The sequence below is a fragment of the Pseudomonas khorasanensis genome (assembly GCF_014268505.2).
Lineage (GTDB): Bacteria > Pseudomonadota > Gammaproteobacteria > Pseudomonadales > Pseudomonadaceae > Aquipseudomonas > Aquipseudomonas khorasanensis.
The window spans coordinates 218462-243315 of record NZ_JABWQP020000006.1; the positions used below are offsets into that span (position 1 = coordinate 218462).

General features: G+C 60.2%; 23 protein-coding genes. 5 read left to right on the plus strand and 18 right to left on the minus strand.

Annotation, left to right across the window (positions count from 1 at the left end; all coding sequences use genetic code 11):
* Positions 1 to 89: 89 nt before the first annotated feature.
* Positions 90 to 3158: an efflux RND transporter permease subunit gene (locus HU727_RS15895; RefSeq protein WP_186533188.1), complete on the minus strand. Its 3069-nt coding sequence runs from the start codon at positions 3156 to 3158 to the stop codon at positions 90 to 92.
* 6 nt (positions 3159 to 3164) lie between these two features.
* Positions 3165 to 4265, minus strand: coding sequence for an efflux RND transporter periplasmic adaptor subunit (locus HU727_RS15900; protein WP_186533190.1), 1101 nt, complete (start codon positions 4263 to 4265; stop codon positions 3165 to 3167).
* 94 nt (positions 4266 to 4359) lie between these two features.
* On the opposite strand from HU727_RS15900, the gene HU727_RS15905 reads away from it, so the two are divergent.
* A complete protein-coding gene (locus HU727_RS15905; protein ID WP_186533192.1) occupies positions 4360 to 4995 on the plus strand; it encodes a TetR/AcrR family transcriptional regulator in 636 nt (211 codons plus the stop codon).
* Between the two features lie 105 nt (positions 4996 to 5100).
* Here HU727_RS15905 and HU727_RS15910 read toward each other — a convergent pair whose 3' ends face one another.
* Positions 5101 to 5883: a class I SAM-dependent methyltransferase gene (locus HU727_RS15910; protein ID WP_186533194.1), complete on the minus strand. Its 783-nt coding sequence runs from the start codon at positions 5881 to 5883 to the stop codon at positions 5101 to 5103.
* A gap of 92 nt (positions 5884 to 5975) precedes the next feature.
* On the opposite strand from HU727_RS15910, the gene HU727_RS15915 reads away from it, so the two are divergent.
* Positions 5976 to 6596, plus strand: coding sequence for an energy transducer TonB (locus HU727_RS15915; RefSeq protein ID WP_186533196.1), 621 nt, complete (start codon positions 5976 to 5978; stop codon positions 6594 to 6596).
* A gap of 3 nt (positions 6597 to 6599) precedes the next feature.
* Here HU727_RS15915 and HU727_RS15920 read toward each other — a convergent pair whose 3' ends face one another.
* The 7 genes from HU727_RS15920 to ppc form a co-directional block, all read right to left on the minus strand.
* Positions 6600 to 7292, minus strand: coding sequence for an extensin-like domain-containing protein (locus HU727_RS15920; RefSeq protein WP_186533198.1), 693 nt, complete (start codon positions 7290 to 7292; stop codon positions 6600 to 6602).
* Positions 7293 to 7294: 2 nt separating this feature from the next.
* The gene (locus tag HU727_RS15925; protein WP_186533200.1) at positions 7295 to 8131 is read right to left on the minus strand and encodes an isocitrate lyase/PEP mutase family protein; all 837 of its coding nucleotides are present in this window, start codon (positions 8129 to 8131) and stop codon (positions 7295 to 7297) included.
* 33 nt (positions 8132 to 8164) lie between these two features.
* Positions 8165 to 9025, minus strand: a complete 861-nt coding sequence (locus HU727_RS15930; protein ID WP_186533201.1) for a DUF72 domain-containing protein — start codon at positions 9023 to 9025, stop codon at positions 8165 to 8167.
* Positions 9025 to 9333, minus strand: a complete 309-nt coding sequence (locus HU727_RS15935; protein WP_186533202.1) for a hypothetical protein — start codon at positions 9331 to 9333, stop codon at positions 9025 to 9027. Before HU727_RS15935 ends, HU727_RS15930 begins: the two co-directional genes overlap by 1 nt.
* 258 nt (positions 9334 to 9591) lie before the next feature.
* Positions 9592 to 10266 (minus strand): tRNA (adenosine(37)-N6)-threonylcarbamoyltransferase complex dimerization subunit type 1 TsaB, encoded by a 675-nt coding sequence (gene tsaB / locus HU727_RS15940; protein WP_186533203.1) that lies wholly within the window; start codon positions 10264 to 10266, stop codon positions 9592 to 9594.
* A 92-nt stretch (positions 10267 to 10358) separates the two neighbouring features.
* On the minus strand, positions 10359 to 11009 hold the full coding sequence (gene adk / locus HU727_RS15945; protein ID WP_186533204.1) for an adenylate kinase: 651 nt from the start codon (positions 11007 to 11009) through the stop codon (positions 10359 to 10361).
* A 300-nt stretch (positions 11010 to 11309) separates the two neighbouring features.
* A complete protein-coding gene (gene ppc / locus HU727_RS15950) occupies positions 11310 to 13940 on the minus strand; it encodes a phosphoenolpyruvate carboxylase (protein ID WP_186533205.1) in 2631 nt (876 codons plus the stop codon).
* A 212-nt stretch (positions 13941 to 14152) separates the two neighbouring features.
* Here ppc and HU727_RS15955 point away from each other — a divergent pair, with 212 nt between their 5' ends.
* From HU727_RS15955 to lptF, 3 genes are all read left to right on the plus strand, one after another.
* Positions 14153 to 14497, plus strand: coding sequence for a pilin assembly protein (locus HU727_RS15955; protein WP_186533206.1), 345 nt, complete (start codon positions 14153 to 14155; stop codon positions 14495 to 14497).
* A 378-nt stretch (positions 14498 to 14875) separates the two neighbouring features.
* Positions 14876 to 15280, plus strand: a complete 405-nt coding sequence (locus tag HU727_RS15960; protein ID WP_126360577.1) for a DUF4398 domain-containing protein — start codon at positions 14876 to 14878, stop codon at positions 15278 to 15280.
* 55 nt (positions 15281 to 15335) lie between these two features.
* A complete protein-coding gene (gene lptF, locus HU727_RS15965) occupies positions 15336 to 16124 on the plus strand; it encodes a lipotoxin F family OmpA-related lipoprotein LptF (RefSeq protein WP_186533208.1) in 789 nt (262 codons plus the stop codon).
* 235 nt (positions 16125 to 16359) lie between these two features.
* On the opposite strand, the gene HU727_RS15970 is transcribed toward lptF, so the two are convergent.
* The 8 genes from HU727_RS15970 to HU727_RS16005 form a co-directional block, all read right to left on the minus strand.
* Positions 16360 to 16689 carry a PA3694 family proteiin gene (locus HU727_RS15970; protein WP_186533210.1) on the minus strand — a complete coding sequence of 110 codons (330 nt, stop codon included), beginning with the start codon at positions 16687 to 16689 and terminating at the stop codon, positions 16360 to 16362.
* Positions 16686 to 17591 (minus strand): alpha/beta hydrolase, encoded by a 906-nt coding sequence (locus tag HU727_RS15975; protein ID WP_186533212.1) that lies wholly within the window; start codon positions 17589 to 17591, stop codon positions 16686 to 16688. The genes HU727_RS15970 and HU727_RS15975 overlap by 4 nt, the downstream gene beginning before the upstream one ends.
* 152 nt (positions 17592 to 17743) lie before the next feature.
* Positions 17744 to 18994, minus strand: a complete 1251-nt coding sequence (locus HU727_RS15980) for a flavohemoglobin expression-modulating QEGLA motif protein (protein ID WP_186533233.1) — start codon at positions 18992 to 18994, stop codon at positions 17744 to 17746.
* A 220-nt stretch (positions 18995 to 19214) separates the two neighbouring features.
* Positions 19215 to 19928, minus strand: a complete 714-nt coding sequence (locus tag HU727_RS15985; RefSeq protein WP_186533234.1) for a TetR/AcrR family transcriptional regulator — start codon at positions 19926 to 19928, stop codon at positions 19215 to 19217.
* 106 nt (positions 19929 to 20034) lie between these two features.
* Positions 20035 to 21537, minus strand: a complete 1503-nt coding sequence (gene lysS, locus HU727_RS15990) for a lysine--tRNA ligase (protein WP_126360565.1) — start codon at positions 21535 to 21537, stop codon at positions 20035 to 20037.
* 110 nt (positions 21538 to 21647) lie between these two features.
* Positions 21648 to 22743, minus strand: a protein-coding gene (gene prfB / locus HU727_RS15995; protein WP_116658289.1) for a peptide chain release factor 2 whose coding sequence is annotated in 2 segments (ribosomal slippage) — positions 21648 to 22670 and positions 22672 to 22743 — 1095 coding nt in all. Because the reading frame shifts where the segments join, the coding sequence is not laid out codon by codon here.
* A 205-nt stretch (positions 22744 to 22948) separates the two neighbouring features.
* Positions 22949 to 23950, minus strand: a complete 1002-nt coding sequence (locus tag HU727_RS16000; RefSeq protein WP_186533213.1) for a diguanylate cyclase domain-containing protein — start codon at positions 23948 to 23950, stop codon at positions 22949 to 22951.
* A gap of 51 nt (positions 23951 to 24001) precedes the next feature.
* The coding region (locus HU727_RS16005; RefSeq protein WP_217847133.1) for a chemotaxis response regulator protein-glutamate methylesterase at positions 24002 to 24854 on the minus strand (853 nt) is incomplete at its 5' end.

A 24854-nucleotide genomic window follows, 5' to 3' on the forward strand; every position in this document is an offset into this window, starting at 1 on the left:
AACCGCCAGCGGCAACACCCGCAGAAACGGATATACACCCCAAACCAACCAAAGCATGGTCGGCCCGAAGGCCGCCACGACACCAAAAATCAAGCGTCCTTACGCACCCGAAACCAAGCCGCATACAACGCCGGCAAAAACAACAACGTCAGCGCCGTAGCCACAATCAACCCCCCCATGATCGCCACCGCCATCGGCCCAAAAAACACACTGCGCGACAACGGAATCATCGCCAGCACCGCCGCCAGCGCCGTCAGCACAATCGGCCTGAACCGTCGCACAGTCGCCTCGATAATCGCCTGCCAGGGCTTAAGCCCCGAAGCAATATCCTGCTCGATCTGATCCACCAGAATCACCGAATTACGCATGATCATCCCGGACAGCGCGATCGTCCCCAGCATCGCCACAAACCCGAACGGCTGGCGGAACACCATCAAAAACAGCGTCACCCCGATCAACCCCAACGGCGCTGTGAGAAACACCATCGCCGTGCGCGAGAAACTGCGCAACTGCACCATCAGCAAGGTCAGCACCACCACAATGAACATCGGCACCCCGGCGTTCACCGACTTTTGCCCGCGCTCGGAATCCTCCACCGTACCGCCGACGTCCAGCAGATAACCATCGGGCAACTCGGCGCGAATCGAATCCAGCGTCGGCATGATCTGCTTCACCAGTGTCGCCGGTTGTTCCTTGCCATAAATATCTGCACGCACCGTCACGTTTGGCAGCCGATTACGGTGCCAGATGATGCCTTCCTCGAAGCCATATTCGAGCGTGGCAATCTGCGACAACGCCACACTGCGGCCGTTATCCGTCGGCACCGCCAGACTCGGCAGCAACGACAACTCAGTGCGCTCATGCACGGTGCCGCGCAGCAGAATCTCGATCAATTCGTTGTCTTCGCGGTACTGGCTGACCGTCGAACCCACCAGCGAACTCTGCAGGAATTTCGCCAGATTGGCCGTGCTCACGCCGAGGGCGCGGGCGCGGTCCTGATCGATGTTCAGGTAGACGACCTTGCTCGGTTCTTCCCAGTCCAGATGCACATTGACCACATGCGGGTTCTCGCGAACCTTCGCCGCGACCTTGCGGGCCAACGCGCGGACTTCCTCGATGTGTTCGCCCGTGACCCGGAACTGCACCGGATAACCCACTGGCGGACCGTTCTCCAGACGCGTGACCCGTGAACGCAGGGCCGGGAATTGTTCGTTGAGGGTCTCGATCAACCAGCCGCGCAGCGCTTCACGCTCCTCGATGGTTTTCGCCAACACCACAAACTGGGCGAAACTCGCCGCCGGCAGTTGTTGGTCCAGCGGCAGGTAGAAACGCGGCGAACCGGTGCCGACGTAAGCCACGTAATTGTCGATACCGGCGTGCTCCTTGAGCAGCGCTTCAAGACGTTTGACCTCAGCGGTGGTGTTGGCCAGCGAAACACCTTCGGCGAGTTTCAGATCGACCATCAGCTCCAATCGGTTGGAGGCCGGAAAGAACTGTTGCGGCACGAAGCGGAACAACATCACCGAGGCGATAAACAGGCCCACGGTGAGCACGATCACCGTCTTGCGGTGCGCCACGCACCATTCCACAAGACGTCGAACGCGCTGATAAAACGGCGTGGCGTACGGGTCCGGCTGACCATTCCCCGTGCCGTGTTTGGCGGCATGAATTTTCGCCAGATCCGGCAGGAGTTTTTCCCCCAGATATGGCACGAACATGACCGCCGCCACCCATGAGGCCAGCAGCGCAATGGTCACCACCTGGAAAATCGAACGGGTGTATTCGCCGGTGCCGGACTGCGCGGTGGCAATTGGCAAAAAGCCGGCCGCGGTAATCAGCGTACCGGTGAGCATCGGAAACGCCGTGCTCGTCCAGGCATAACTTGCCGCGCGAAGGCGATCGTAGCCCTGCTCCATTTTGATCGCCATCATTTCAACGGCAATGATCGCATCGTCCACCAAAAGCCCCAGCGCCAGCACCAGCGCGCCGAGGGAAATCTTGTGCAAGCCGATCCCGAGGTAATACATGCAGGCGAATGTCATCGCCAGCACCAGTGGAATGGTCAACGCGACGACCATGCCGGTGCGCACGCCGAGGGAGAAGAAGCTCACCAGCAACACGATCGCCAGTGCTTCTACCAACACCTGGACGAACTCGCCGACCCCGGTTTTGACTGCTGCCGGCTGATCGGACACCTTGCGCAATTGCATGCCGGCGGGAAGGTTCTTCTGAATGCGCGAGAATTCGCCTTCCAGCGCCTTGCCCAGCACCAATATGTCGCCGCCATCCTTCATCGCCACGGCCAGACCGATTGCGTCGTCCCCCATGAAACGCATGCGCGGCGCCGGTGGATCGCTGAAACCGCGACGCACGTCAGCGATATCGGAGATACGGAACGTACGATCGGCGACACGGATCGGGAAGTTCTTTATCTCGTCGACTGTCTGAAAATTCCCCGTGACGCGTAGCTGCAAGCGCTCGCTGCCCGTCTCGAAGAAACCGGCCGTCGACACCGCGTTCTGTTCTTCCAGCGCTTGCTGCACCGCCGTCAGGGGCAAGCCGAGGGTGGCGAGTTTGACGTTGGAGAGTTCGACCCAGATCTTCTCATCCTGCAGGCCGAGCAATTCGACCTTGCCGACGTCCTTGACCCGTTGCAGCTGGATCTGGATGCGGTCGGCGTAATCCTTGAGCACGGCATAGTCGAAACCGTCGCCGGTCAGCGCATAGATATTGCCGAAGGTCGTACCGAACTCATCGTTGAAGAATGGCCCTTGAATTCCCGGCGGCAAGGTCTGACGGATGTCGCCGACCTTTTTGCGCAACTGATACCAAAGGTCGGGAATGTCCTTTGAGTGCATCGAATCGCGGGCGATGAAGGTGACCTGGGATTCACCGGGGCGAGAGAACGACATAATGCGTTCGTACTCACCGGTTTCCATCAGTTTCTTTTCGATACGTTCGGTGACCTGCCGCGAGACCTCCTCTGCGGTCGCGCCGGGCCAGCGGGTCTGGATCACCATAGCCTTGAAGGTGAACGGCGGGTCTTCGCTCTGGCCCAGTTTGGTGTAGGACAACGCACCGACGACAGCAAGCAAAAGCATCAGAAACAGTACGATCTGGCGATTACGCAACGCCCATTCGGAGAGGTTGAAGCGCATCGGGGCTTACTCCTTGTTCGCCAGATTGACCAGACGGTTGGATCGATCCACCGGGCGCACCTGCTGGTCGTCCAGCAATATATGCACACCGGCTGCCACCACCCAGTCACTGGCGTTCAAGCCCTCGAGTACGGGCACGGCTTTCTCGCCGAACGGGCCGACCCGCACCGGGGTCTTTTTCACCGTGTTGTTGGCGCTGACGACCCAGACATAGGTGGCGCCGTTTTCAGCAGTCAGCGCGGAAAGCGGTACAGACAACGAAACACTGTCTGCCGCTTGCACGAAGACGCGGGCGCTCTGGCCCAGCTCTGCAGGGACCTTGCCGCTGGTAAAGGAAATCCGTGCGGCAAATGTCCGGGAACGCGGGTCGGCCGCCGGGGACAATTCGCGAATTTGTCCGGCAAAGCGCTGATTCTGCTGCGCCCACAACTCCACGGAGACCGGCTGACCGACCTTGAAGCGGCCAAAACTCTGCTCCGGCAGGCTGATGAGCACTTCGCGCTCGCCGTCGGTCGCGAGGGTGAACACGGTTTGCCCGGCGGCAACCACTTGGCCCACTTCGACCGAGCGCTTGGCCACCACACCATCCTGAGGCGCACGGAGCACCGCGTAACTGGCCTGATTGGTCGAGACGTTGAATTCGGCTTTGATTTGCTTGAGGCGGGCTTCGCCGGAGCGGTAGAGGTTTTCCGCGTTGTCGTAGGCCGAGCGGCTGACCATCTGCCGCTCCATCAGGGTCTTGTAGCGATCGCGCTCGGCACGCACCAGATTCAGATTGGCCTCGGCGGCAGCGACCTGGGCGCGGGTGGCTTCCAATTGCAGGCGCACGTCCTGAGGATCGAGTTCGGCCAATGGCTGATCAGCCTTTACACGCTGGCCTTCATCGACCAGTCGTCGGCTGACTTTGCCGCCGATACGGAACGCCAGATCGGGTTCGTAGCGGGCACGCACCTCACCCGGATAACTTTCCATCGCCTGCGCCGAAGGCTCGGGCTGCACCACCATGGCCGGTCGCACGGTGACTTTCGCCACCTCTTCCTGACCGCACGCCGATAACAGGAACGCCAGACTGGCTGGCAGTGCAAAGGACAACGCATGGCGGAACATGGTGACGGACCTTTCGCTAATGGAGCTTGGAATATTTATACTGGCCGGTATGGTATTAATAGCAAACTCACCAGTCCAGTATTAAAAGCGAAGAATGTCGAACAATCTTTCAGCTCCAAACGGCCCGGGCCGCCCCAAGGATCTGGCCAAGCGCCAAGCGATCCTCGACGCGGCGAAAACCCTGTTCCTGCGTCATGGCTATGCCAACACCAGCATGGACGCGGTCGCCGGCGAGGCCGGCGTGTCGAAGCTGACGGTCTACAGCCATTTCAACGACAAGGAGACATTGTTTTCCGCCGCCGTGGTGGCCAAATGCGAAGAGCAATTGCCCCCGCTGTTCTTTGAATTGCCGGAAGGCACCGCGGTGGAGAGTGTGTTGCTGAACATTGCCCGGGGCTTCTATCAACTGATCAACAGCGATGAATCAGTGAATCTGCATCGCCTGATCATGGCGCTGGGCAGCCAGGACCCGAAGCTGTCGCAGATTTTCTTCGAGGCAGGTCCCGAGCGCGTCGTGAACGGGATGGAAGGCTTGCTGGCAAAAATCCACGCAACCGGCGCGCTGAGCATCGATCAGCCACGGAATGCGGCCGAGCACTTCTTCTGCCTGATCAAGGGCGCGGGAAATTTCCGGTTGCTGTATGGCTGCGGCGAGCCGCTGACTGGGGCGGCGGCGGAGCGTCATGTGCGCGAGGTGGTTGGTTTGTTCATGAAAGCGTACAAGCCATGAATCTTGCGGTGCGCGATCTGACGCTTTCGCGAGCAGGCTCGCTCCCACGGTTGACTTGCATTCCACTGTGAGAGCGAGCCTGCTCGCGAATGAGGCGACTCGGTCTCAGGGCTTGAGCGCCTTCTTCGGATAGATGTCATACCGGCTCGATTTGCCATCCAGCGCATGGCTCGGTTTCGGCCCGTCGATGCACGGCGCCTTGCGCGGGCGCTTGACCACCACGCGGTGTGTCGCCAGCGCCAGCGCTGCTTCCAACAATGCCGGGGCATCCGGGTCATCGCCTACGAGCGGCCGGAACAGGCGCATTTCCTTCTTCACCAGCGCGGTTTTCTCACGGTGCGGGAACATTGGATCGAGGTAGATGACCTGCGGTGGCTCGCCTTTCCAGTTGCGCATGACCTCAATGGAATTGCCCTTGAGCAGTTTCATTCGCGCCACAATCGGCGCCACCTCGAAATCTTCCGCCCCCCGCGCCAGCCCGTCCTCGAGCAGCGCGCCAATCAGCGGCTGACGCTCGATCAGGCTCATGTCGCAGCCCAGACTGGCCAGCACGAACGCATCCTTGCCCAACCCCGCCGTTGCATCCAGTACGCGCGGGCGCACGCCTTGAGCGATGCCGACTGCCTTCGCAATCATTTGTCCGCTGCCACCACCGTACAAACGCCGATGCGCCGCGCCACCCTCGACGAAATCGACCCGCACCGGCCCCGGGGCATCCGGGCCAAGCTGTTGCAACTGCAAACCCTGCTCGCCAACCTGCAAGACGAACTCGCCGTCAGCCTCGGCAAGCGGCAGGCCGAGACGTTCGGCCCATTGCGCGGCTTGCGCCTGAAACGTCGGGGCGAGGGCCTGGACATGGATGCGGCAGGCCGCGGGTGGCTCAATCATGAAAAAACGCTCAAAAAAGTTAAGGATCGACAAAAACCGCCGATAAACCATTCAACGCGCATTTTGCCAGAGCTGAGCGTCAACCGAAAAAAATGTCAGGCATTCTTCCCACATCGATTGGCTACATTTCGCCCCATGGCGATTTCAGCCGTCATAACACTCAAGCACTGAGCGGCGTTAGTCACCTGTGGCAGGATTTCTTTGCCCAGGCCCTGGCCGAGCAGACGAGTGATGTAGTGCCGGCCTGCGGCACGTTTCCTCCGGTTGATCTGAACAGCCCAGAAGAACCGACCATCGGCAGCGAACTGCACGCGCATATCGTCGAGCAGCGTGAATGCGATGTGGTTGAAACCCAGGTGCGTCCGCCGGAGCCGTTGTTCCTGCCGATCGCCGAGTTTGAAATGGAGCTGCTGGACAAGCCATTCCCGCCGTTCCCGGCAGAAGAACTCAAGGCTCAGCAAGAGCAGCAGAATTTCGACAGCAGCTGGGTTCGCCCGATTGTGATCAATAACGGCCAACCGCTGCCAGAACCGGGCCCTGCCCCGCAGAAACGTCCGCTGTACCTGCCGATTGCCGAATTCGACCTGGACCTGCTGCAAAAGCCTTATCCACCGTTCCCGCCAGAAGAAATCGTCGAACAGCAGAAAGCCCTGGATTTCGATAACGGCTGGGCTCGCCCGATCGTTCTGCAGAACCTGCGCCTCGCCGCCTGACCCTCAGCGACACACACTCCAGCGCCCGACATCGACATGAAAGTGATTGCGATGAGCGGCGTTGTAATCCGGGCTCAACACCACACTGAATGACTCGCAGGCGCCGTCGCGGACCTGACGGAGAAACTGTGCCTCCCGATTCTGCTTCGGCCAGTCCTTGAGCACGCTGATGGTGCGCCCGTCAGCCAGACGAAAACCGGCGATATCCAATGCATCGGCACTGGCGTGTCGGCTCAGCGCGCCACTCTCGCGGTTGTAAACGTTGCGACAGGCAAAGCTGCCGAGATGATCGACCCGCGCAACATTCTGGCCATACACCGATTGCGCAGCAGGTTGCAGCGTGTGGTGTTCGAACATTGCGTAGGCCACCGCCAGCGGGCAACTGGCGATGAAGCTGCTGCTCAGCGCCACCTCACCGCCTTGTATGCGCAAGGCGCCGATCAAAGGACACCTGGCGCCTGGGCTGTCGGCTTGCCGGCTGACACGCAACTCAGAACTGCTCAGTGCCTGAGCGCAAAGCTCGGGGTCGCCGCGCAGGCGCATGAGCTTGTAGCCCGTCAGCCAGTTGGGCGCTGCTTTCACGTCCAGCGGTGCCCACGGGTTCCACGCGTTCGGCACGTCCAGCCAGCCGCGCCAGACACTCACCGCAGCACCAGCGATCGCCAGTACTACCAGCCAAAACAGCCAACGCCCCATGCTTAACCTTTGAAGAGCTGATTGGCCTTGGCGTAAGGCATCGACTGCGATGTGAAGCCGAACGTGCCGGACTGGCTGATTTCCTCAGCCGCACGGAAAAATTCGCCGAGCGCCGCGAGCGCCAGCGCGGACCCAGTGCTGATGCGCCGCACGCCCATTTCTTCGAGCTGCTGCACGGTCAGTTTCAAACCGCCGGACATCAGCACGTTGACCGGTTTTGGCGCGACGGCTTGCACCACCGCCCGCGCTTCTTCGGCCGTGCGCAAACCCGGTGCATACAAGACATCCGCGCCGGCTTCGGCAAAGGCCTGCAAGCGGCGGATGGTGTCGTCGAGATCGGGATTGCCGTGCAGGTAGTTTTCCGCGCGGGCGGTGAGAATGAAGGGAAACGGCAGCGTGCGCACTGCAGCGACAGCAGCTTCAATCCGCGCCACGGCGTGTTCGAAGCAATAGATTGGCGCGTCCGGGCGGCCCGTGGCGTCTTCGATCGAACCACCCACTGCGCCCGCCTCGGCGGCGCGCAACAAGCTCTGCGCACACTCGGACGGATCATCGGCGAAGCCGTTTTCCAGATCCACCGCCACGGGCAAATCTGTCGCGGCGACAATCGCGCGAACGTTGTTCAGAGTCTCATCGAGGCTTAACGCGCCGTCGGCCTTGCCTTGGGAAAACGCATAACCGGCGCTGGTGGTGGCCAACGCCTGATAGCCGAGACTGGCAAGCATTTTCGCCGAGCCCGCATCCCATGGATTGGGAATGACGAAAATCCCGGGGCATTCATGAAGTGCCTTGAAGGCTTCGGCTTTTCGCAGTTGTTCTTGACCGGCTTGGGCGTCCATCGGCGGGCTCCTGGCGAGGAAAACGAGATCGCCTCAAAGCAGACCCAGTTGCTCCGCGGCGGGTTCCCTGTATAGCTCAGGCAGGGGTGGCAAGCCAGGCAAACGTTGCATCAGTTGTGAGTGAAAACGTTGCGCCAGCTTCGCCGCCAACAGGTTGTCGGCGGTATGCAGGAAAATGTAGGGCGTACGGCCCTCTTCAATCCACTCGGCAATTTTCACCACCCAAGGCGCCAGAAAGGAGTCATTGGCCTCAAGCTCTGGATGGCCAATGAAGCGCACCTGCGGAAACTGCGTGAACGCTGCCGGGCGCGTCGGCACGCGGGGTTTTTTCGCTTGCGCGTGGATCACCGAAGACGCGGTCGACAGGCAACTGAACAGCGCACGCGGGTCGAGGCAGATGCGCTCGACACCGCGATCAAGCAGCAGCCGATTGAGCAGGCGTTCGCTCTCGCCTTTGACGAAAAACTGATCGTGGCGCACCTCCACTGCCAACGGACAGTCCAGGGCATCGATAAACGCCGCCAATTCCGGCAGCCGCTGCGGCGAGAAGCTTTTGGACAGTTGCAACCAGAACGGCGAAACGCGTTCGCCGAGGGGTTTGAGCAGTTGCAGGAAGGTTTCGGCAGCCGTCAGTTGATCGCGCAAGTCACCGCTGTGGCTGATGTCGCCAGGGAACTTGGCGGTGAAACGAAAGTGTGCGGGCATGACCTCGGCCCAGCGCTGCACCGTGGCTGGCGATGGGCTTGCGTAGAAGGTGGTGTTGCCTTCCACCGCGTTGAACACTTGCGAGTAGAGACCGAGGAATTCAGAGGATTTGGCATCTACCGGGTACAGATACTCGCGCCAGGCATTTTCGCTCCAGGACGGGCAACCGAGGTAGTAAGGCAAATCCATCAGATATACAGATCGAGGCCCAGCACGTCCGCATCCCAATCGACAAAACCGGCGGTGCTCAGGTAGCTGGCCAAGGCCATGGCTACGCTTTTCTTCATTGCGCGGTGGTAGATCATGTCTTGCTGACGGGCAGGCAGATTGCTCAGGCGTTGCGCGGCGGCTTGGGCGGCACGTGCGGCCAACTGCTCTTCGCTTGGAAATTCCAGCTCGCCGTCAATAATATCGACGGACTCATCCAGCGCCGCATTGCCTTTGCGAGGCTTGCGCTTGATGGGATAGGACTGAGTGGAAACGCCGTCTATACGCATAATTTCATGCTCGGTATCAATGATGGCAATTTAGCGGCACTTGACCGACTTAGCAAACTGCCGAGTGATAACTAGAACACAGAAAGCACAAAAGGTTTTAAGCGAGGGGGCAGAAACTGACGATTGGCGATATTTGCCTGTGGGCACCGAACCTGTGGGAGCGAGCCTGCTCGCGAATGCGGTGTGTCAGGAAAGCTGATTGAGACTGATACACGGCATTCGCGAGCAGGCTCGCTCCCACAGGGGGAAAGCGTTGTATCAGCGGGCTTTTGGGGTGGCGACTTTATCGCGCAGATAAACCGGTTGCGCGTCATCCGCCGGGATCGACTCACCGCGCTCCCAGGCGAAACGCGCCAGGGTTAGCAGGTCTTCGGCGTGGGGCAGCATGCCGGCATCGGAGCCCGTCAAATCAACTCCAATGCGCTCGCGATAACCCCAGCCGGTACCGGCACCGAACCAGTCGCCAGTGGCATCGGCCGGCAGCGCCGCAACTTCCGGCGGCAGCACCGCCTCTGCACCGACCAGTTTCATCTCCCCCGCCGTTTCGCGGTAGCAGCCCCAATAGACTTCATCCATTCGCGCATCGATGGCGGCCGCTACCTGACTTGCGCCGTGCTCACGAAAGGCACGTTGCGCCAGTACCGCAAGGTTCGACACTGGCAGTACCGGACGATCCAGCGCGAACGCCAGCCCTTGCACCACACCGATAGCGATGCGCACACCGGTAAACGCACCCGGGCCGCGGCCGAACGCAATCGCATCGACAGCCTGCAATGTGGTGCCGGCGTCGGCCAGCAGTTGCTGGATCATCGGCAGCAACTTCTGCGCGTGCAGGCGCGGGATCACCTCGTAATGGCTCGTGACCTTGCCGTCATGCAGCAAGGCAACGGAGCAAGCTTCAGTCGCGGTGTCCAGGGCCAGCAAGGTGCTCATCGATGTTTCCAAAACAAGGGTGGGGAAAAAAGTGCGTCAGTATAAACAACTACGGCCCGCAAGCGGGCCGTCGATGATGCAGCGAATCAACTTCAGCTCAGCGCTTCAAGCACCTTCGCGGTAATGGCTTCTACCGAACCCACGCCCGGAATATGGCTGTACTTCGGCTTGCCGCCATTTTTCGCGGAGAGGTTCTGGTAGAACTCAACCAGCGGTTTGGTCTGCGAATGGTAGACCGACAGGCGATGACGCACGGTTTCTTCGGTGTCGTCCTTGCGCTGTACCAGCTCGTCGCCGGTGATGTCGTCTTTGCCAGCCAGTTTTGGCGGGTTGTAGACGATGTGGTAAACGCGGCCGCTGGCTTCGTGAACACGGCGACCGGCAATGCGTTGCACGATCTCTTCGTCTTCAACAGCGATTTCAACCACAGCGTCGAGTTCGACACCGGCAGTCACCAGCGCTTCAGCCTGCGGAATGGTGCGCGGGAAGCCGTCGAACAGAAAGCCGTTGGCGCAGTCAGGTTGAGCGATGCGGTCCTTGACCAGTGCGATGATCAGGTCATCCGACACCAGGCCGCCGGCATCCATGATGCTCTTGGCTTGTACGCCCAGCGGAGTGCCGGCCTTCACCGCAGCACGCAGCATGTCGCCGGTGGAGATTTGCGGAATGCCGAATTTCTCGGTGATGAACTTTGCCTGAGTACCTTTACCGGCCCCGGGAGCTCCCAGCAGAATGACGCGCATCGATGTGCTCCTCAATTTTTTATATAAAAGCTTTACAAAACAAAGGATTCGCTCGTTGCCGGCGGATCCTGAAAATACGGGTCGTGGCCGCACAAACGGCCAAAGGCTGATCAAGATACACAGCAGGCTGCGCCCACACAAGACGCCAAAAGTCGGAGAAACCGACGCCCGCCGCGACCCTGCGACCCGGTAACCCAAGTCGCAACCCCATCATGAAGTGTCGCGTCGGAGCACTTTTGTGCAACAGCAAAAGCGCCATCCGACACTCATCGCAAGTGTCGGCTGACGCCACCAGCAACCTTAGCCGGTATTGCGCAAACCGGCGGCAATCCCCGCCACAGACACCAGCAGCGCCTGTTCCACCGGGCTGCCCTGCTCGACATCCTGCTGCCGCGAACGCGCCAACAGTTCTGCCTGCAATAGATGCAGCGGGTCGAGGTAGGTGTTGCGCAAACGGATGAATTCGAGGGTGTCCGGGCTGTGCGCCAGCAGCTGTGACTGGCCTGTCAGCCCCAGCACCACGGCGCACGCCTGCGACAATAGGTCGCGTAACTGCGCGCCCAACGGCAGCAGATCTGCCTCGACCAGACGCTCGTCGTAGGACAGCGCGATGTCAGCGTCGGCCTTGGCCAGGACCATTTCCAGCATATCGATGCGGGTGCGGAAGAACGGCCACTGTTCGCGCATCTGCCCCAACAATTCCCCTTCGCCGCGCTCCAGCGCCTTGCTCAGCGCTGTCTCCCAACCCAGCCAGGCCGGCAGCATCAAACGTGTTTGCGTCCAGCCGAAAATCCACGGGATCGCCCGCAGGCTCTCAATGCCGCCGGCGCGACGCTTGGCCGGACGACTGCCAAGCGGCAGGCGCCCCAGCTCCTGCTCCGGCGTGGACTGGCGGAAATACTCGACGAATTGCGGATTTTCTCGCACCACTTGGCGGTAGGCGCTGACACCGTCCGCCGCCAATTCGTCCATCAGATGCCGCCACTCAGGTGTCGGCGGTGGTGGCGGCAACAGCGTCGCTTCAAGCACCGCTGCCAGATAAAGATTGAGGTTTTGCTCGGCAATATCGGGGAGACCGAATTTGAAACGAATCATTTCTCCCTGCTCGGTCGTGCGGAAACGCCCCGCCACCGATCCCGGCGGTTGCGACAGAATCGCCGCGTGGGCCGGGCCGCCGCCACGCCCCACGGTGCCGCCGCGACCGTGAAACAACAACAGCTCTACCTGCTGCTCGCGGCAGATTTCCACCAGTCGTTCCTGCGCGCGATATTGCGCCCACGCAGCGGCAGTTGTGCCGGCGTCCTTGGCCGAGTCGGAATATCCGATCATCACCTCTTGCGGGCCGTGCAGGCGCGTCCGATAACCCGGCAGCAGCAACAATCGCTCCATCACCGGCCCGGCGTTGTCGAGGTCGGCAAGGGTTTCGAACAGCGGCACCACGCGCATCGGACGCAACACGCCGGACTCTTTGAGCAGCAATTGCACGGCGAGCACATCGGAAGCCGCGCCGGCCATGGAGATCACGTACGAGCCAAGCGACGCCGCCGGTGCCGCAGCAATTTCCTTGCAGGTATTGAGTACTTCTGCCGTATCGGCCGAAGGCTTGAAATGCGCTGGCAGCAACGGCCTGCGGTTGCTCAATTCCCCGGTGAGGAAGTTGATGCGCTGTTCCTCGTCCCAGTCTTCGTAACGACCGAGGCCCAGATAATCGGTGATCTCGGTCATCGCTGAACTGTGACGCGACGAGTCCTGGCGCACGTCGAGGCGCACCAGGAACAGCCCGAATGTCACCGCGCGACGTAGACAATCGAGCAAAGGCCCGTCGGCAATCACGCCCATGCCGCACTCATGCAGAGAGTTGAAACACAGCTGGAGCGGCTCGAGCAGGTCGCGATTGTCGTGCAGCACATCGCAGGGTGCAGGCGTCGGCGCGGTCAGTGAGGCGTGCGCCCAGTTACGCGTCGCTCGCAGACGCTCACGCAGTTGTTTGAGCACCGCGCGATACGGTTCGGCACTGTCGCCAGCCTTGCTTCTGAGCGCCTCGCTGGCCTGCTGCATGGACAAATCGGCAGCGAGATGATCGACATCGCGCAAATACAAATCCGCCGCCATCCAGCGTGCCAGCAGCAACACTTCACGGGTCACGGCTGCGGTGACATTGGGGTTGCCGTCACGGTCACCGCCCATCCAGGAAGCAAAGCGAATCGGCGCGGCTTCCAGCGGCAGACGCAGGCCCGTGGCGGCGTACAGCGCCTGATCGGCCTTGCGCATGTGGTGGGGAATCGCTTGCCACAGCGAATGCTCGATCACCGCGAAACCCCATTTCGCTTCATCCACCGGGGTCGGACGGGTGCGGCGGATTTCTTCGGTGTGCCACGCTTCGGCGATCAGCCGCTGCAGGGTCGTCTGAACCTGTTCACGCTCGGCGCTGGTCAGGTCGCGATGATCCTGCGCAGCGAGTTGCGCGGCAATCGCGTCGTACTTCTGGATCAGCGTGCGGCGAGCCACTTCGGTGGGGTGCGCGGTCAGCACCAACTCGATTTCCAACCGCGCCAGTTGCCGCGCCAGCGACTCGGCGTCATGGCCTTCGTTGCGCAGGCGCGCCAGCAATTCAGGTAGTACCCGCGACTCGAACGGCGCCGGTTGCGATTCTTCGCGACGATGGATCAGTTGATACTGCTCGGCGATGTTCGCCAGGTTGAGAAACTGGTTGAACGCCCGCGCCACCGGAAGCAGTTCGTCTTCGCTCAATTGATTGAGGCTGGCGCTCAGTTCGGCGTCCATCGAGCCCCGGCGGTCAGCCTTGGCGCCCTTGCGAATCTGCTCGATCTTGTCGAGGAACGCCTCGCCGTACTGGTCTCGAATGGTGTTGCCCAACAGCTCTCCAAGCAGGTGAACATCTTCGCGCAAGCGTGCATCAATATCGGTCATCAGCAGTTCTCCAGCGGTAATCCGGGCGGCCTAGAAACGAGTGCAGGTCTAGAGAGTGCCGCTCTGGGGCGCTTCTTACAAGCAGCCGACGAAGGGACTTTAAACCTTGTCGCGCAAAGCTAGTCTCAACTGTAAGCCGAACGACGGCTTGCCACCGGCCCCGCCGGACACTCACCCAAGCCTGCCACGAGCAGGTGCGACATGAGGCCATTATGAAAATCCGTGAACTTGCCCAGCATTGGGAAGAAAACGCCAAGGGTCGCCTGACCGACACCGGCTACACGATTCATCTGGATGTGGAAGCCGCCGCGCGGCTGGCGGCGATCGCCGAGATGTATCCCAAACGGCACCCCGAGGAACTGCTCGGCGAATTGATTGGTGCAGCGCTTGAAGAATTCGAAGCGAGCCTGCCGTATGTGAAGGGTTCGACGGTGGTTGCCACGGATGAGGAAGGTGATCCGCTGTACGAAGACGTCGGACCGACGCCGCGTTTTCTGACGTTGTCACGGCGGCATTTGCACGACCTCTCTTCCGTTGAAAACAAGCAAAAGCACTGACACGACACAGGTCAAAACAGTGGGAGCGAGCCTGCTCGCGATTGCCGATTCACAATCGGCATTTGCGCTGACTGACACACCGCATTCGCGAGCAGGCTCGCTCCCACACTGATCGTGTTCCGTCCGGAAAGCGGGTTTTTTGAGAGGTTCAGAACGCCCGCGCGTACCGCTTGCACCCGCCAAAGTTCCCGTCCCAGAGCCTTGTCCAAACGGTCAATTTAATTTTTGGCGATAGGCCATCTTTTCTGAACTTTTCAAAAATGCCGCCGGTCGGAACAGGTAACCACGCCTGGAACGAGCGTTTCAATTCGCGTCAACAAGCGATGCTTTCGGCTCCTCTGCCAGGATGGATTCAGTTGTATTTTCAGGAGATGCCTAATGGAGTTGAAGACCATGAAAACCCAAACCTCGTTTTCCCAATTGCGCGGTCTGAAACTGGCCGCTCTGGCCATCGGCACCAGCTTCGTGCTGGCTGGTTGCGCGGGCAATCCACCGACCGAGCAATACGCGGTGACCCAATCGGCCGTCAACAGTGCGGTCAGCGCTGGCGGTACCGAATTCGCTGCGGTGGAAATGAAGCAGGCGCAGGACAAACTGAAACAAGCTGAAATCGCCATGCACGACAAGAAGTATGACGAGGCGCGTCGCCTGTCTGAACAGGCCGAGTGGGACGCTCGCGTCGCAGAACGCAAGGCTCAGGCTGCCAAGGCCGAACAGGCTGTGAAGGATTCCCAGAAAGGTGTTCAGGAACTGCGTCAGGAAAGTCAGCGCACCGTGCAGTAAGCGCGCATCCCGACCGCAACGCTGAAACTCTTATCGATAGAAAGGACGACAAATTATGCGTAAGCAACTGATGATCCCCGCTCTCCTCGCCGCAAGTGTTGCACTGGCTGCCTGCTCCACCCCGCCTAACCCGAACCTGGAACAGGCACGCACCAACTACGCCGGTCTGCAGGCCAACCCGCAGGCGAGCAAAGTCGCGGCCCTGGAAACCAAGGACGCCAGTGAATTCCTGGACAAGGCCGACAAGGCTTATCTGGACAAGGAAGACGCCGCCAAGGTTGATCAACTGGCTTATCTGACCAACCAGCGCGTGGAAGTGGCCAAGCAGACCATCGCCCTGCGCACTGCCGAAAACAACCTGAAGGACGCCGCTGCCCAACGTGCGCAAGCTCGTCTGGATGCCCGTGACCAGCAGATCAAACAGCTGCAGGACAGCCTGAACGCCAAGCAGACCGATCGCGGCACACTGGTGACTTTCGGTGACGTGCTGTTCGCTACCAACAAGGCCGATCTGAAGCCCACCGGTCTGGCAAACATCAATAAACTGGCGCAGTTCCTCCAGGAAAACCCGGATCGCAAAGTGATCGTCGAGGGTTACACCGACAGCACCGGTACCGCGAGCTACAACCAGTCGCTGTCCGAGCGTCGCGCGACTTCCGTGCAGATGGCACTGATCAAGATGGGCGTCGATCCAGCACGCATCGTGGCTCAGGGTTATGGCAAGGAATACGCGGTAGCTGATAACGGCAGCGTTTCGGGCCGTGCGATGAACCGTCGTGTGGAAGTGACCATTTCCAACGACAACCAGCCAGTTGCACCGCGCTCGTCGGTGAGCTCGAACTAAGCTTCATCCGGTAACGCAAAAGCCCCGCCTGAGTTGATCAGGCGGGGCTTTTTTGTGGGAGCAGACATCGTAGCCCCTCACCCCAGCCCTCTCCCGAGGGAGAGGGAGCCGATTTGTGTCGCTTTCAAAACTTGTGTTCGGCGCAATGGATCAGGTCGACGTAGCTTAACCAAACACCTGGGTCAGTCCCCTCTCCCTCTGGGAGAGGGTTAGGGTGAGGGCTGAACCTGCAGAATCACTTCTCGAGTTTCTGCGGAGTCTCTTCGCCCATACACCGCACCGCTTTTTTCTGCGCGTTGATCAGCACCCCGGTCAAGCCTTTTTGCTCGGTATCAAACAACACCAGCACGCCATCAATGCACTGCGCGACTTGCGGCGCGGGCGTCAGCGAGATTTTGTAGTCCTCGCCGGGGACGGTCTTGAGCATAGTGAATTCGTTAAGCAGCAGCGCATCCTCGGGTTTGGCGAAGTGCAGGTAGCCGTAGAACCACAACGCACCGACCGTGCCGAGGATGCTGCAGATACCGGTGATGATCAGCGGGATGGCGTTACGTTCTTCACTCATTGCGGACTCTCGTCGTCAGGATTCTGGGGGGGCGGATAATTGGGGATTTCGCCGAGGCGGCGCAGGCCGTCGAAATGCTCGGGATCGTCGAGATAGCGCAGCATCACCTGCCGCCAGACGGGATCGCCAAAAGTTTGCACATGGCCGCCGCGCGTCAGCTGCAAGACTCGGGGCGGAGGCGCGGCCTGATAAAGGCGAATGCCGTTGGCCATGGGAACCAGCGGATCGTCGATGCTGTGGTAAATCAGCTTCGGCACACCGGTAAGCTGTGCCATCGAGTTGATCGCGCTGTCGCCGTCGGGCACCAGCCATGACAGCGGCACCTGCAACGGCCAGGTCAGCCACGAAGTGCTGAGGGCGAACTGGCCGACACTGCGATAACTGGCTGGCACGCCATCGAGCACCAGGGCCTTGAGTTGTTTTTGCCGCTCCGGATGCTGTACCAGCCAATGCACCGCCATCGCGCCGCCAAGGCTTTGACCGAGCAGCACCAGCGGCTTGCCTTTGACCTCGGGCGCCTTGTCGAGCCAGGCGAACGCGGCGTCAATGTCCTGATAAATCGCCGGCAGGCTCGGCTTGCCTTCGGACAAGCCATAGCCGCGATAGTCGACCAGCAGAACCTGATAGCCGTTTTCCGGCAACCACCAGCTTCCGCCCAGGTGCATCGGCAGATTGCCGCCGTTGCCGTGCAGATGCAGGACAGTGCCTTTTACCTCGACGCCGGGCTTGGCCGGCAGCCACCAGGCGTTGAGTTTCAGGCCGTCGGCGGTCAAAAGCGTGACGGTGCGGTATTCGAGTTTGGCTTTGTCAGGGGTAAAGACCTGGCCCGGTTCGGGATAGAACAGCAGCGAACTGCAACCGCCGAGGGTCAGAAGCAGGCAAAGGATGCCGAGGATTCTCATCCGGTGAAACCTCGTAAAGAAGAGAACTGAACATGAATCAAACCTGTGGGAGCGAGCCTGCTCGCGAAAGCGGTGTATCAGCCAACATCAATGTTAAAGGTGAAGCCGCCTTCGCGAGCAGGCTCGCTCCCACAAGGGGTTCGGTGCTGGGTCTAGAGGATATTGGAGTAATCCGCCTCAATCCGGTCCAGGCTCAAATGGTTGAGGAAGTTGGAGAAGCACATCCACGCCGACAACGCATTCAGATCGCGGAACTGATCCGGCAGATATTTGGGCGCCACCACCAGACCTTCGTCGACCAACTGACGCAGCGTGCGCATGTCTTCCAGCGTGGTCTTGCCACAGAACAACAGCGGAATCTGCTCAAGCTTGCCCTTGCGCACGGCCAACTGAATATAGTTGTAAACCATGATGAAGCCCTTGAGGTAGGACAAGTCTTTGGTGAATGGCAAACCGGTCGGCGTCGAGCCACGGAACACTCGGCTGGCGTTGCCGTAGCTCTCCGCCATCTCGAAACCTTGCTCGCGGAAGAATTCGTAGACCTGTAAAAAGTCCGCGCCCTCCTCGACCATATGAATCGCACGAGTGCGGTTGGTCAGCTTGCGCAGGCGACTCGGATAGGACGCGAACGTGATGATTTCCATGAGGATCGCCAGGCCTTCCTGAGTCACCGTCGATGAGGGCGGGCCCTTGGACAGAAACGTGCAGATCGGCTGATTCAGACCGTTGAGCGTGGTGCCGACATGCACCAGGCCTTCGTGGACTTCCAGTGCGCGCACGTCGCGGTCGTTGAACATCGCGTCGGTGCGGATCTTGATGTAGTCGGCGCCCGCTGCGGCGTCTGCGACGATGCCGTCGGACTCGAATACGCGAATGGTTTCTTCGGCCTCGCCGAACACTTTGTTGAGCCGGGTTTGCAGCAGGTGCACCGCGTCTTTGGCGGTCAGCACTTTCGGCTCGTCCTTCAGATCGCCGCGCCCGTCGATGTTGTTCAGGTAGTCGGACATCATCAGGCCCAGGTCGGCCAACGTCGGGTCACCGGCATGAAAGGCATCGGACGCCGCGCCGTAGAGTTCTTGCGAGATCAGGCCGAAATCCTCGGTGCCGCGCGCTTCGAGCATGCGCACCACCATGCGGTATTCCTTGCACATGCGCCGCATGATCTGCCCGACCGGGTTGAACTGACCGAGCTGGCGGGTGATGTCACGCTCGATGTTCTGGAATTCCAGTTTGACCTGGCTCGAATCGAAGGACAGCGGGCGGTTGAGGTAGTAGTCGCGATCGACGGCCGGCATTTCCTTGCCTTTGGCCTTGAGAAAGCCCTTGCGCACGTTGTCGTCCCACTTGACCGCATCGAGCACGCGGATCGGTGTCTGCGCCAGCACAATGCGATCGGACAACATGCGTATCGTCTGCTGGTAATCGTCCACCCGAAACTCCTGTAGAAAACGTGACGTGCTGAAACTCAGTCTTTTGATCGTTCCCACGCTCTGCGTGGGAATGTCGCCCGGGACGCTCCGCGTCCCTTTTTGCTGCGTGACGCAGAGCGTCACAGGATGCATTCCCACGCGGAGCGAGGGAACGATCATCAACGGCTCGCTCCCACAGGTGTAGCGTGAAACGCTAGACCGACGCCAGCACCAGGTGCATATACCGCGTCAGAATCCCGAGCATGTCCTCTTCGGCCATGGGCTCGGCGTCGTTGAGCAGGCCCTGATATTCCATCCGTCCGATAATCGCCGTCAACACCTTGGCATCCTGCTGCGGTTCACGCGAGCCCAGCACCTGAAATAACTGGCAGGTGCCCTGCAGCAGAATCTGCTGGTGCGAGCGCACCAGAATCGCCAGACGCGGGTTGAGCAGCGCTTCCTGGCGGAACGCCTGCTCGGCCATCAGATGCTCGCGGCGATTGATCAACTGCCGGTGCACGTAATCGGCCATCAACCGCGCGATATCGTCGGCCAGTTGCGAGCGCGATTCGGGACTGCCATCGGCGCTGACCACCATGTCGCGCAGCAGGCCTTCATTGTTGATCCACAACTTGGCCATGTAGGCCGCACTGCGTTCAACGTACTGGGCGAAGGTATCGGTGAGCAGGTCATCGATATCCTTGAAGTAATACGTTGTCGCCGACAGCGGTACACCGGCCTCCGCCGCAACCGCACGGTGACGCACGGCGCGCACGCCGTCACGCACGACAATGCGCATCGCCGCATCGAGAATGTCCTGGCGACGCTGCTCACTGCCCTGTCGGCTGGCCTTGCGACCCTGGTACTGAACACTTTCAGCGACCGCAGTGGCGATACCCGCTGCACCTTCTTGAGCTATTGCAACCATCACGACAGCACTTCCTCTGCTATTCCCAAATTAACCAATCGATACATTTGTACCAGACAGGCAATAAAAAGCCGCCTGTTTTAAGGCGGCTTTTTAACTGAAACGTTTACGCTTGCGGTCGCATGTGCGGGAACAGGATCACATCGCGGATCGACGGCGAGTTGGTCAGCAACATCACCAGACGGTCGATACCGATGCCTTCGCCGGCCGTTGGCGGCATGCCGTATTCCAGCGCGCGCACGAAGTCAGCGTCGTAATGCATCGCTTCGTCGTCGCCGGCGTCCTTGTCAGCTACCTGCGCCATGAAACGCTCGGCCTGATCTTCGGCGTCGTTCAACTCGGAATAGGCGTTGGCGATTTCACGGCCACCGATGAACAGCTCGAAACGGTCGGTGACGTTCGGGTTTTCGTCGTTACGACGGGCCAGCGGCGACACTTCGAACGGATACTGGGTGATGAAGTGCGGCTGTTCCAGCTTGTGCTCGACCAGTTCTTCGAAAATCATCACCTGCAACTTGCCCAGGCCTTCGAAGCCCAGCACCTTGGCGCCGGCCTTCTTGGCAATGGCGCGCGCCTTGTCGATGTCGTTCAGATCATCGGCGGTCAGCTCAGGGTTGTACTTGAGGATCGAATCGAACACCGACAGACGCACGAACGGCTCGCCGAAGTGGAACACCTTGTCGCCGTACGGCACGTCAGTGCTGCCCAGCACCAGTTGCGCCAGCTCGCGAAACAACTCTTCGGTCAGGTCCATGTTGTCTTCGTAGTCGGCGTAGGCCTGGTAGAACTCCAACATGGTGAATTCAGGGTTGTGACGCGTCGAGACGCCTTCGTTACGGAAGTTGCGGTTGATCTCGAAGACCTTCTCGAAACCGCCGACCACCAGACGCTTGAGGTACAGCTCTGGCGCGATACGCAGGAACATTTCCATGTCCAGCGCGTTGTGGTGGGTTTCGAACGGCTTGGCGGCGGCGCCGCCCGGGATGGTCTGGAGCATCGGCGTTTCGACTTCGAGGAAGTCGCGCTTCATCAGGAAGCTGCGGATGTGCGCGATCACTTGCGAACGCACGCGGAACGTCTGACGCACGTCTTCGTTGACGATGAGATCGACGTAGCGCTGGCGATAGCGCTGCTCGGTATCGGTCAGGCCGTGATGCTTGTCCGGCAGCGGGCGCAGCGACTTGGTCAGCAGACGCACGTTGGTCATTTCAACGTACAGGTCGCCCTTGCCGGAACGCGCCAGGGTGCCTTCGGCGGCAATGATATCGCCCATGTCCCAGGTTTTAACGGCGGCCAGAGTTTCTTCGGACAGGGTTTTACGGTTGACGTAGACCTGGATGCGACCGGTCATGTCCTGGATCACCATGAACGAGCCACGGTTGAGCATGATGCGACCGGCAACCTTGACCGGGATTGCAGCCTCTGCCAGCTCTTCCTTGGTCTTGTCCGCGTACTGTTTCTGCAAGGCATCGCAGTAGTTGTCGCGGCGGAAGTCGTTCGGGAAGGCGTTGCCCTTGGCGCGCTCGGCAGCAAGCTTTTCCTTGCGCAGGGCGATCAGGGAGTTTTCTTCCTGTTGCAGGGCTTGCGGGTCGAGTTGTTGGTCGCTCATGTCTTTATGTATTCCAATCAGGTTCGTTGCCCCCGGACCTTGCGGCCCGGGGATCGCCAGCGGGCTGGCTCCTACAGGGATCGAATCGATCGATCCTGTGTTGGCGTCTGTTACAGGCCCGATTTCAGGCTGGCTTCCAGGTACTCGTCGATGTCGCCGTCGAGCACCTTGTCGCAATCGCTGCGTTCGATGTTGGTGCGCAGATCCTTGATCCGCGACGCATCGAGCACATAAGAGCGGATCTGGTGGCCCCAACCGATATCGGACTTGGTGTCTTCCAGCGCTTGCGACGCGGCGTTGCGTTTCTGCATTTCCTGCTCGTACAACTTGGCCCGCAGCATTTTCATGGCGGTGTCCTTGTTGGCGTGCTGGGAACGTTCGTTCTGGCAGCTGACCACGGTGTTGGTCGGTACGTGGGTGATACGTACGGCCGAGTCGGTGGTGTTTACGTGCTGACCACCGGCACCGGAGGAACGATAGGTGTCAATGCGCAGGTCTGCCGGGTTGATTTCGATTTCCACCTTGTCATCGATCTCGGGCGAGACGAAAACGGCGGAGAACGAGGTGTGGCGACGGTTGCCGGAGTCGAACGGGCTCTTGCGCACCAGGCGGTGCACGCCGATCTCGGTACGCAGCCAGCCAAAGGCGTATTCGCCCTTGATGTGCACGGTCGCGCCCTTGATCCCGGCGACTTCACCGGCGGACAGTTCCATGATGGTCGCGTCGAAACCGCGTTTGTCGGCCCAGCGCAGGTACATGCGCAGCAGGATGTTGGCCCAGTCCTGCGCTTCGGTACCGCCGGAACCGGCCTGGATGTCCAGGTAGGCATTGTTCGGGTCCATTTCATGGCTGAACATGCGGCGGAATTCCAGCTTGGCCAGATTTTCCTCGAGACGGGCCAGCTCGGCGACGACATCGCCCACTGCGCCTTCGTCGTTTTCTTCGACGGCCATTTCCAGCAGGTCGCGGCAATCGGCCAGACCGCCGTTCAGTTCGTCGAGGGTGTCGACGATCTGCGCCAGCGCGGCACGCTCGCGGCCCAACTCCTGGGCGTACTCAGGTTTGTTCCAGACACTCGGATCTTCAAGCTCGCGATTGACTTCGGTCAGACGCTCATGCTTTTGATCGTAGTCAAAGATACCCCCGAATAGTTTCGGAGCGCTCGGACAGGTCCTTGATGGTGTTCAGGATCGGGTTGATTTCCATGACGGGCAGCACTCGTTGGCGAACTTTTGAAAGCCGGCGAGTATAACGTAAACAGCCTGTCGCGGCAGCCCGTCTGGCGGGTGTGGGGGCGATTCACTTGACACATTTCCCCGGTAGGAGCTGCCGGAGGCTGCGATCAGTTGACTTTGCTTTTTCAAAGATCAAAAGATCGCAGCCTTCGGCACTCCTACAGGGTTCGTCGGGTCTATTCGATCCCCACCTGATTACGCCCGTTGTTCTTCGCCAGGTACAAACCGCGATCCGCCGCCGAAATCAGCAGCCGACAATCACTCCCAGACTGCGGCACCATGGTCGCCAGGCCGATGCTGATGGTCAGGTACGCTCCTTCGGCCGGGGTGTTGTGTGGAATCTTCAGCGCCGCCACGGTCTGGCGCAGCTTCTCCGCCAACAACCGGGCGCCGCCCGGCGAGGTGTTCGGCAGGACCAGCACAAACTCCTCACCGCCATAGCGCGCCGGCAAGTCCGACGGCCGCGCACTGGCGTCACGGATCGCCGTGGCAACCTTGCGCAACGCTTCGTCGCCTTCAACGTGACCAAAACTGTCGTTGTACGATTTGAAGTAATCGACATCGATCATCAGCAGTGACAATTGAGTTTGATCCCGCAGGGAGCGGCGCCATTCGAGCTCCAGGTATTCGTCGAAGTGACGGCGATTGGACAGCCCCGTCAGACCATCGGAGTTCATCAACCGCTGCAGCACCAGATTGGTGTCCAACAGTTGCTGCTGGCTGACCCGCAATGCGCGGTACGCCGCATCACGCTGCAACAGCGTCATGTAGGAGCGCGAGTGGTAACGAATGCGCGCCACCAGTTCGATGGTGTCCGGCAGCTTGACCAGATAATCGTTTGCGCCGGCCGCGAACGCCGCGCTCTTGATCAGCGGATCCTCCTTGGTCGAGAGCACGATGATCGGGATGTCCTTGGTTGCCGGGTGATTGCGGTATTCGCGCACAAGGCTCAGGCCATCGAGGCCGGGCATTACGAGATCCTGGAGGATCACTGTCGGTTTGATCCGTACCGCCTGGGCGATGGCCTGATGGGGGTCGGAGCAGAAGTGGAAGTCGATGTTTTCTTCATTCGACAGCCCACGGCGCACGGCTTCGCCGATCATCGCCTGATCATCCACCAACAACACCATCGCGGCGTTTTCGTCGGTCTTGATACCGTCGATCTGTAAATCATGCATGGTCTGTCACCTGCGAGCTGCGGGAGCCGGGGTTGCGAATTGACCTGTTCATCAAGGAAAAATCTCCAGCAGCCGTGGCGCTATTCTTTCCAATGGGCGAATTTCCACGGCGGCATCAATGGCCGCGGCGGCCTTGGGCATGCCATATACCGCACTGCTTTGCTGATCTTGCGCGATGGTCAGATACCCCTGTTGGCGCATGAGCTTAAGCCCTTGGGCGCCATCGCGCCCCATTCCGGTCAACAAAACCCCGACCGCGTCACCGTTCCAATAACTGGCGACACTTTCGAAAAATACATCGATCGAAGGACGATAGATTTCGTTGACCGGTTCGGCGGTGTAGGCGAGCGTGCCGTTTTTCAATAATCGAATATGGTGGTTGGTGCCGGCCAGCAGCACCGCGCCGGCTTGCGGCGGCTCGCCTTCGCGGGCCAGGCGCACGTCCAGGCCACTGGCGCTGGCCAGCCATTCGGCCATGCCAGCGGCGAATACCTGATCGACGTGCTGGACCAGCACAATCGCCGCCGAAAAATCCTTGGGCAGGCCTTTGAGCAACAGCTCGAGCGCTGCCGGTCCGCCTGCGGACGAGCCGATAGCGACCAGGCGCTGACGTGACGGTGAGCTGCGAGGCGCACTTGGCGCAGGGCGCGAACGCGGCGCCTTGTCCCCGATCAGCCAGCCGATGTTAAGTATCTTGCGCAACAGGGGCGCCGCAGCCTCCTGAGCATTGCCGGCACCGATTGCCGGCGTGTCGACCACGTCCAGAGCGCCGTAGCCCATGGCTTCGAACACCCGATGTACGTTCTGCTGACGGTCGACCGTAACAATCACGATCGCGCACGGCGTCTCGGCCATGATTCGCCGGGTCGCCTCCACACCGTCCATCACCGGCATGATCAGGTCC

Bases quoted from the DNA above. Each gene is read 5' to 3' on its own strand.
- lysS (WP_126360565.1), bottom strand. From the start codon at position 21,537: ATGAGCGACCAACAACTCGACCCGCAAGCCCTGCAACAGGAAGAAAAC.
- HU727_RS15980 (WP_186533233.1), bottom strand. From the start codon at position 18,994: ATGTTGTCCGATCGCATTGTGCTGGCGCAGACACCGATCCGCGTGCTC.
- HU727_RS15920 (WP_186533198.1), bottom strand. From the start codon at position 7,292: ATGGGGCGTTGGCTGTTTTGGCTGGTAGTACTGGCGATCGCTGGTGCT.
- HU727_RS15985 (WP_186533234.1), bottom strand. From the start codon at position 19,928: ATGGTTGCAATAGCTCAAGAAGGTGCAGCGGGTATCGCCACTGCGGTC.
- tsaB (WP_186533203.1), bottom strand. From the start codon at position 10,266: ATGAGCACCTTGCTGGCCCTGGACACCGCGACTGAAGCTTGCTCCGTT.
- HU727_RS15970 (WP_186533210.1), bottom strand. From the start codon at position 16,689: ATGAGTGAAGAACGTAACGCCATCCCGCTGATCATCACCGGTATCTGC.
- HU727_RS15955 (WP_186533206.1), top strand. From the start codon at position 14,153: ATGAAAATCCGTGAACTTGCCCAGCATTGGGAAGAAAACGCCAAGGGT.
- HU727_RS15935 (WP_186533202.1), bottom strand. From the start codon at position 9,333: ATGCGTATAGACGGCGTTTCCACTCAGTCCTATCCCATCAAGCGCAAG.
- HU727_RS15930 (WP_186533201.1), bottom strand. From the start codon at position 9,025: ATGGATTTGCCTTACTACCTCGGTTGCCCGTCCTGGAGCGAAAATGCC.
- lptF (WP_186533208.1), top strand. From the start codon at position 15,336: ATGCGTAAGCAACTGATGATCCCCGCTCTCCTCGCCGCAAGTGTTGCA.
- HU727_RS15900 (WP_186533190.1), bottom strand. From the start codon at position 4,265: ATGTTCCGCCATGCGTTGTCCTTTGCACTGCCAGCCAGTCTGGCGTTC.
- HU727_RS15960 (WP_126360577.1), top strand. From the start codon at position 14,876: ATGGAGTTGAAGACCATGAAAACCCAAACCTCGTTTTCCCAATTGCGC.
- HU727_RS15895 (WP_186533188.1), bottom strand. From the start codon at position 3,158: ATGCGCTTCAACCTCTCCGAATGGGCGTTGCGTAATCGCCAGATCGTA.
- adk (WP_186533204.1), bottom strand. From the start codon at position 11,009: ATGCGCGTCATTCTGCTGGGAGCTCCCGGGGCCGGTAAAGGTACTCAG.
- HU727_RS15915 (WP_186533196.1), top strand. From the start codon at position 5,976: ATGTCAGGCATTCTTCCCACATCGATTGGCTACATTTCGCCCCATGGC.
- HU727_RS15925 (WP_186533200.1), bottom strand. From the start codon at position 8,131: ATGGACGCCCAAGCCGGTCAAGAACAACTGCGAAAAGCCGAAGCCTTC.
- HU727_RS15910 (WP_186533194.1), bottom strand. From the start codon at position 5,883: ATGATTGAGCCACCCGCGGCCTGCCGCATCCATGTCCAGGCCCTCGCC.
- HU727_RS15905 (WP_186533192.1), top strand. From the start codon at position 4,360: ATGTCGAACAATCTTTCAGCTCCAAACGGCCCGGGCCGCCCCAAGGAT.
- HU727_RS16000 (WP_186533213.1), bottom strand. From the start codon at position 23,950: ATGCATGATTTACAGATCGACGGTATCAAGACCGACGAAAACGCCGCG.
- HU727_RS15975 (WP_186533212.1), bottom strand. From the start codon at position 17,591: ATGAGAATCCTCGGCATCCTTTGCCTGCTTCTGACCCTCGGCGGTTGC.
- ppc (WP_186533205.1), bottom strand. From the start codon at position 13,940: ATGACCGATATTGATGCACGCTTGCGCGAAGATGTTCACCTGCTTGGA.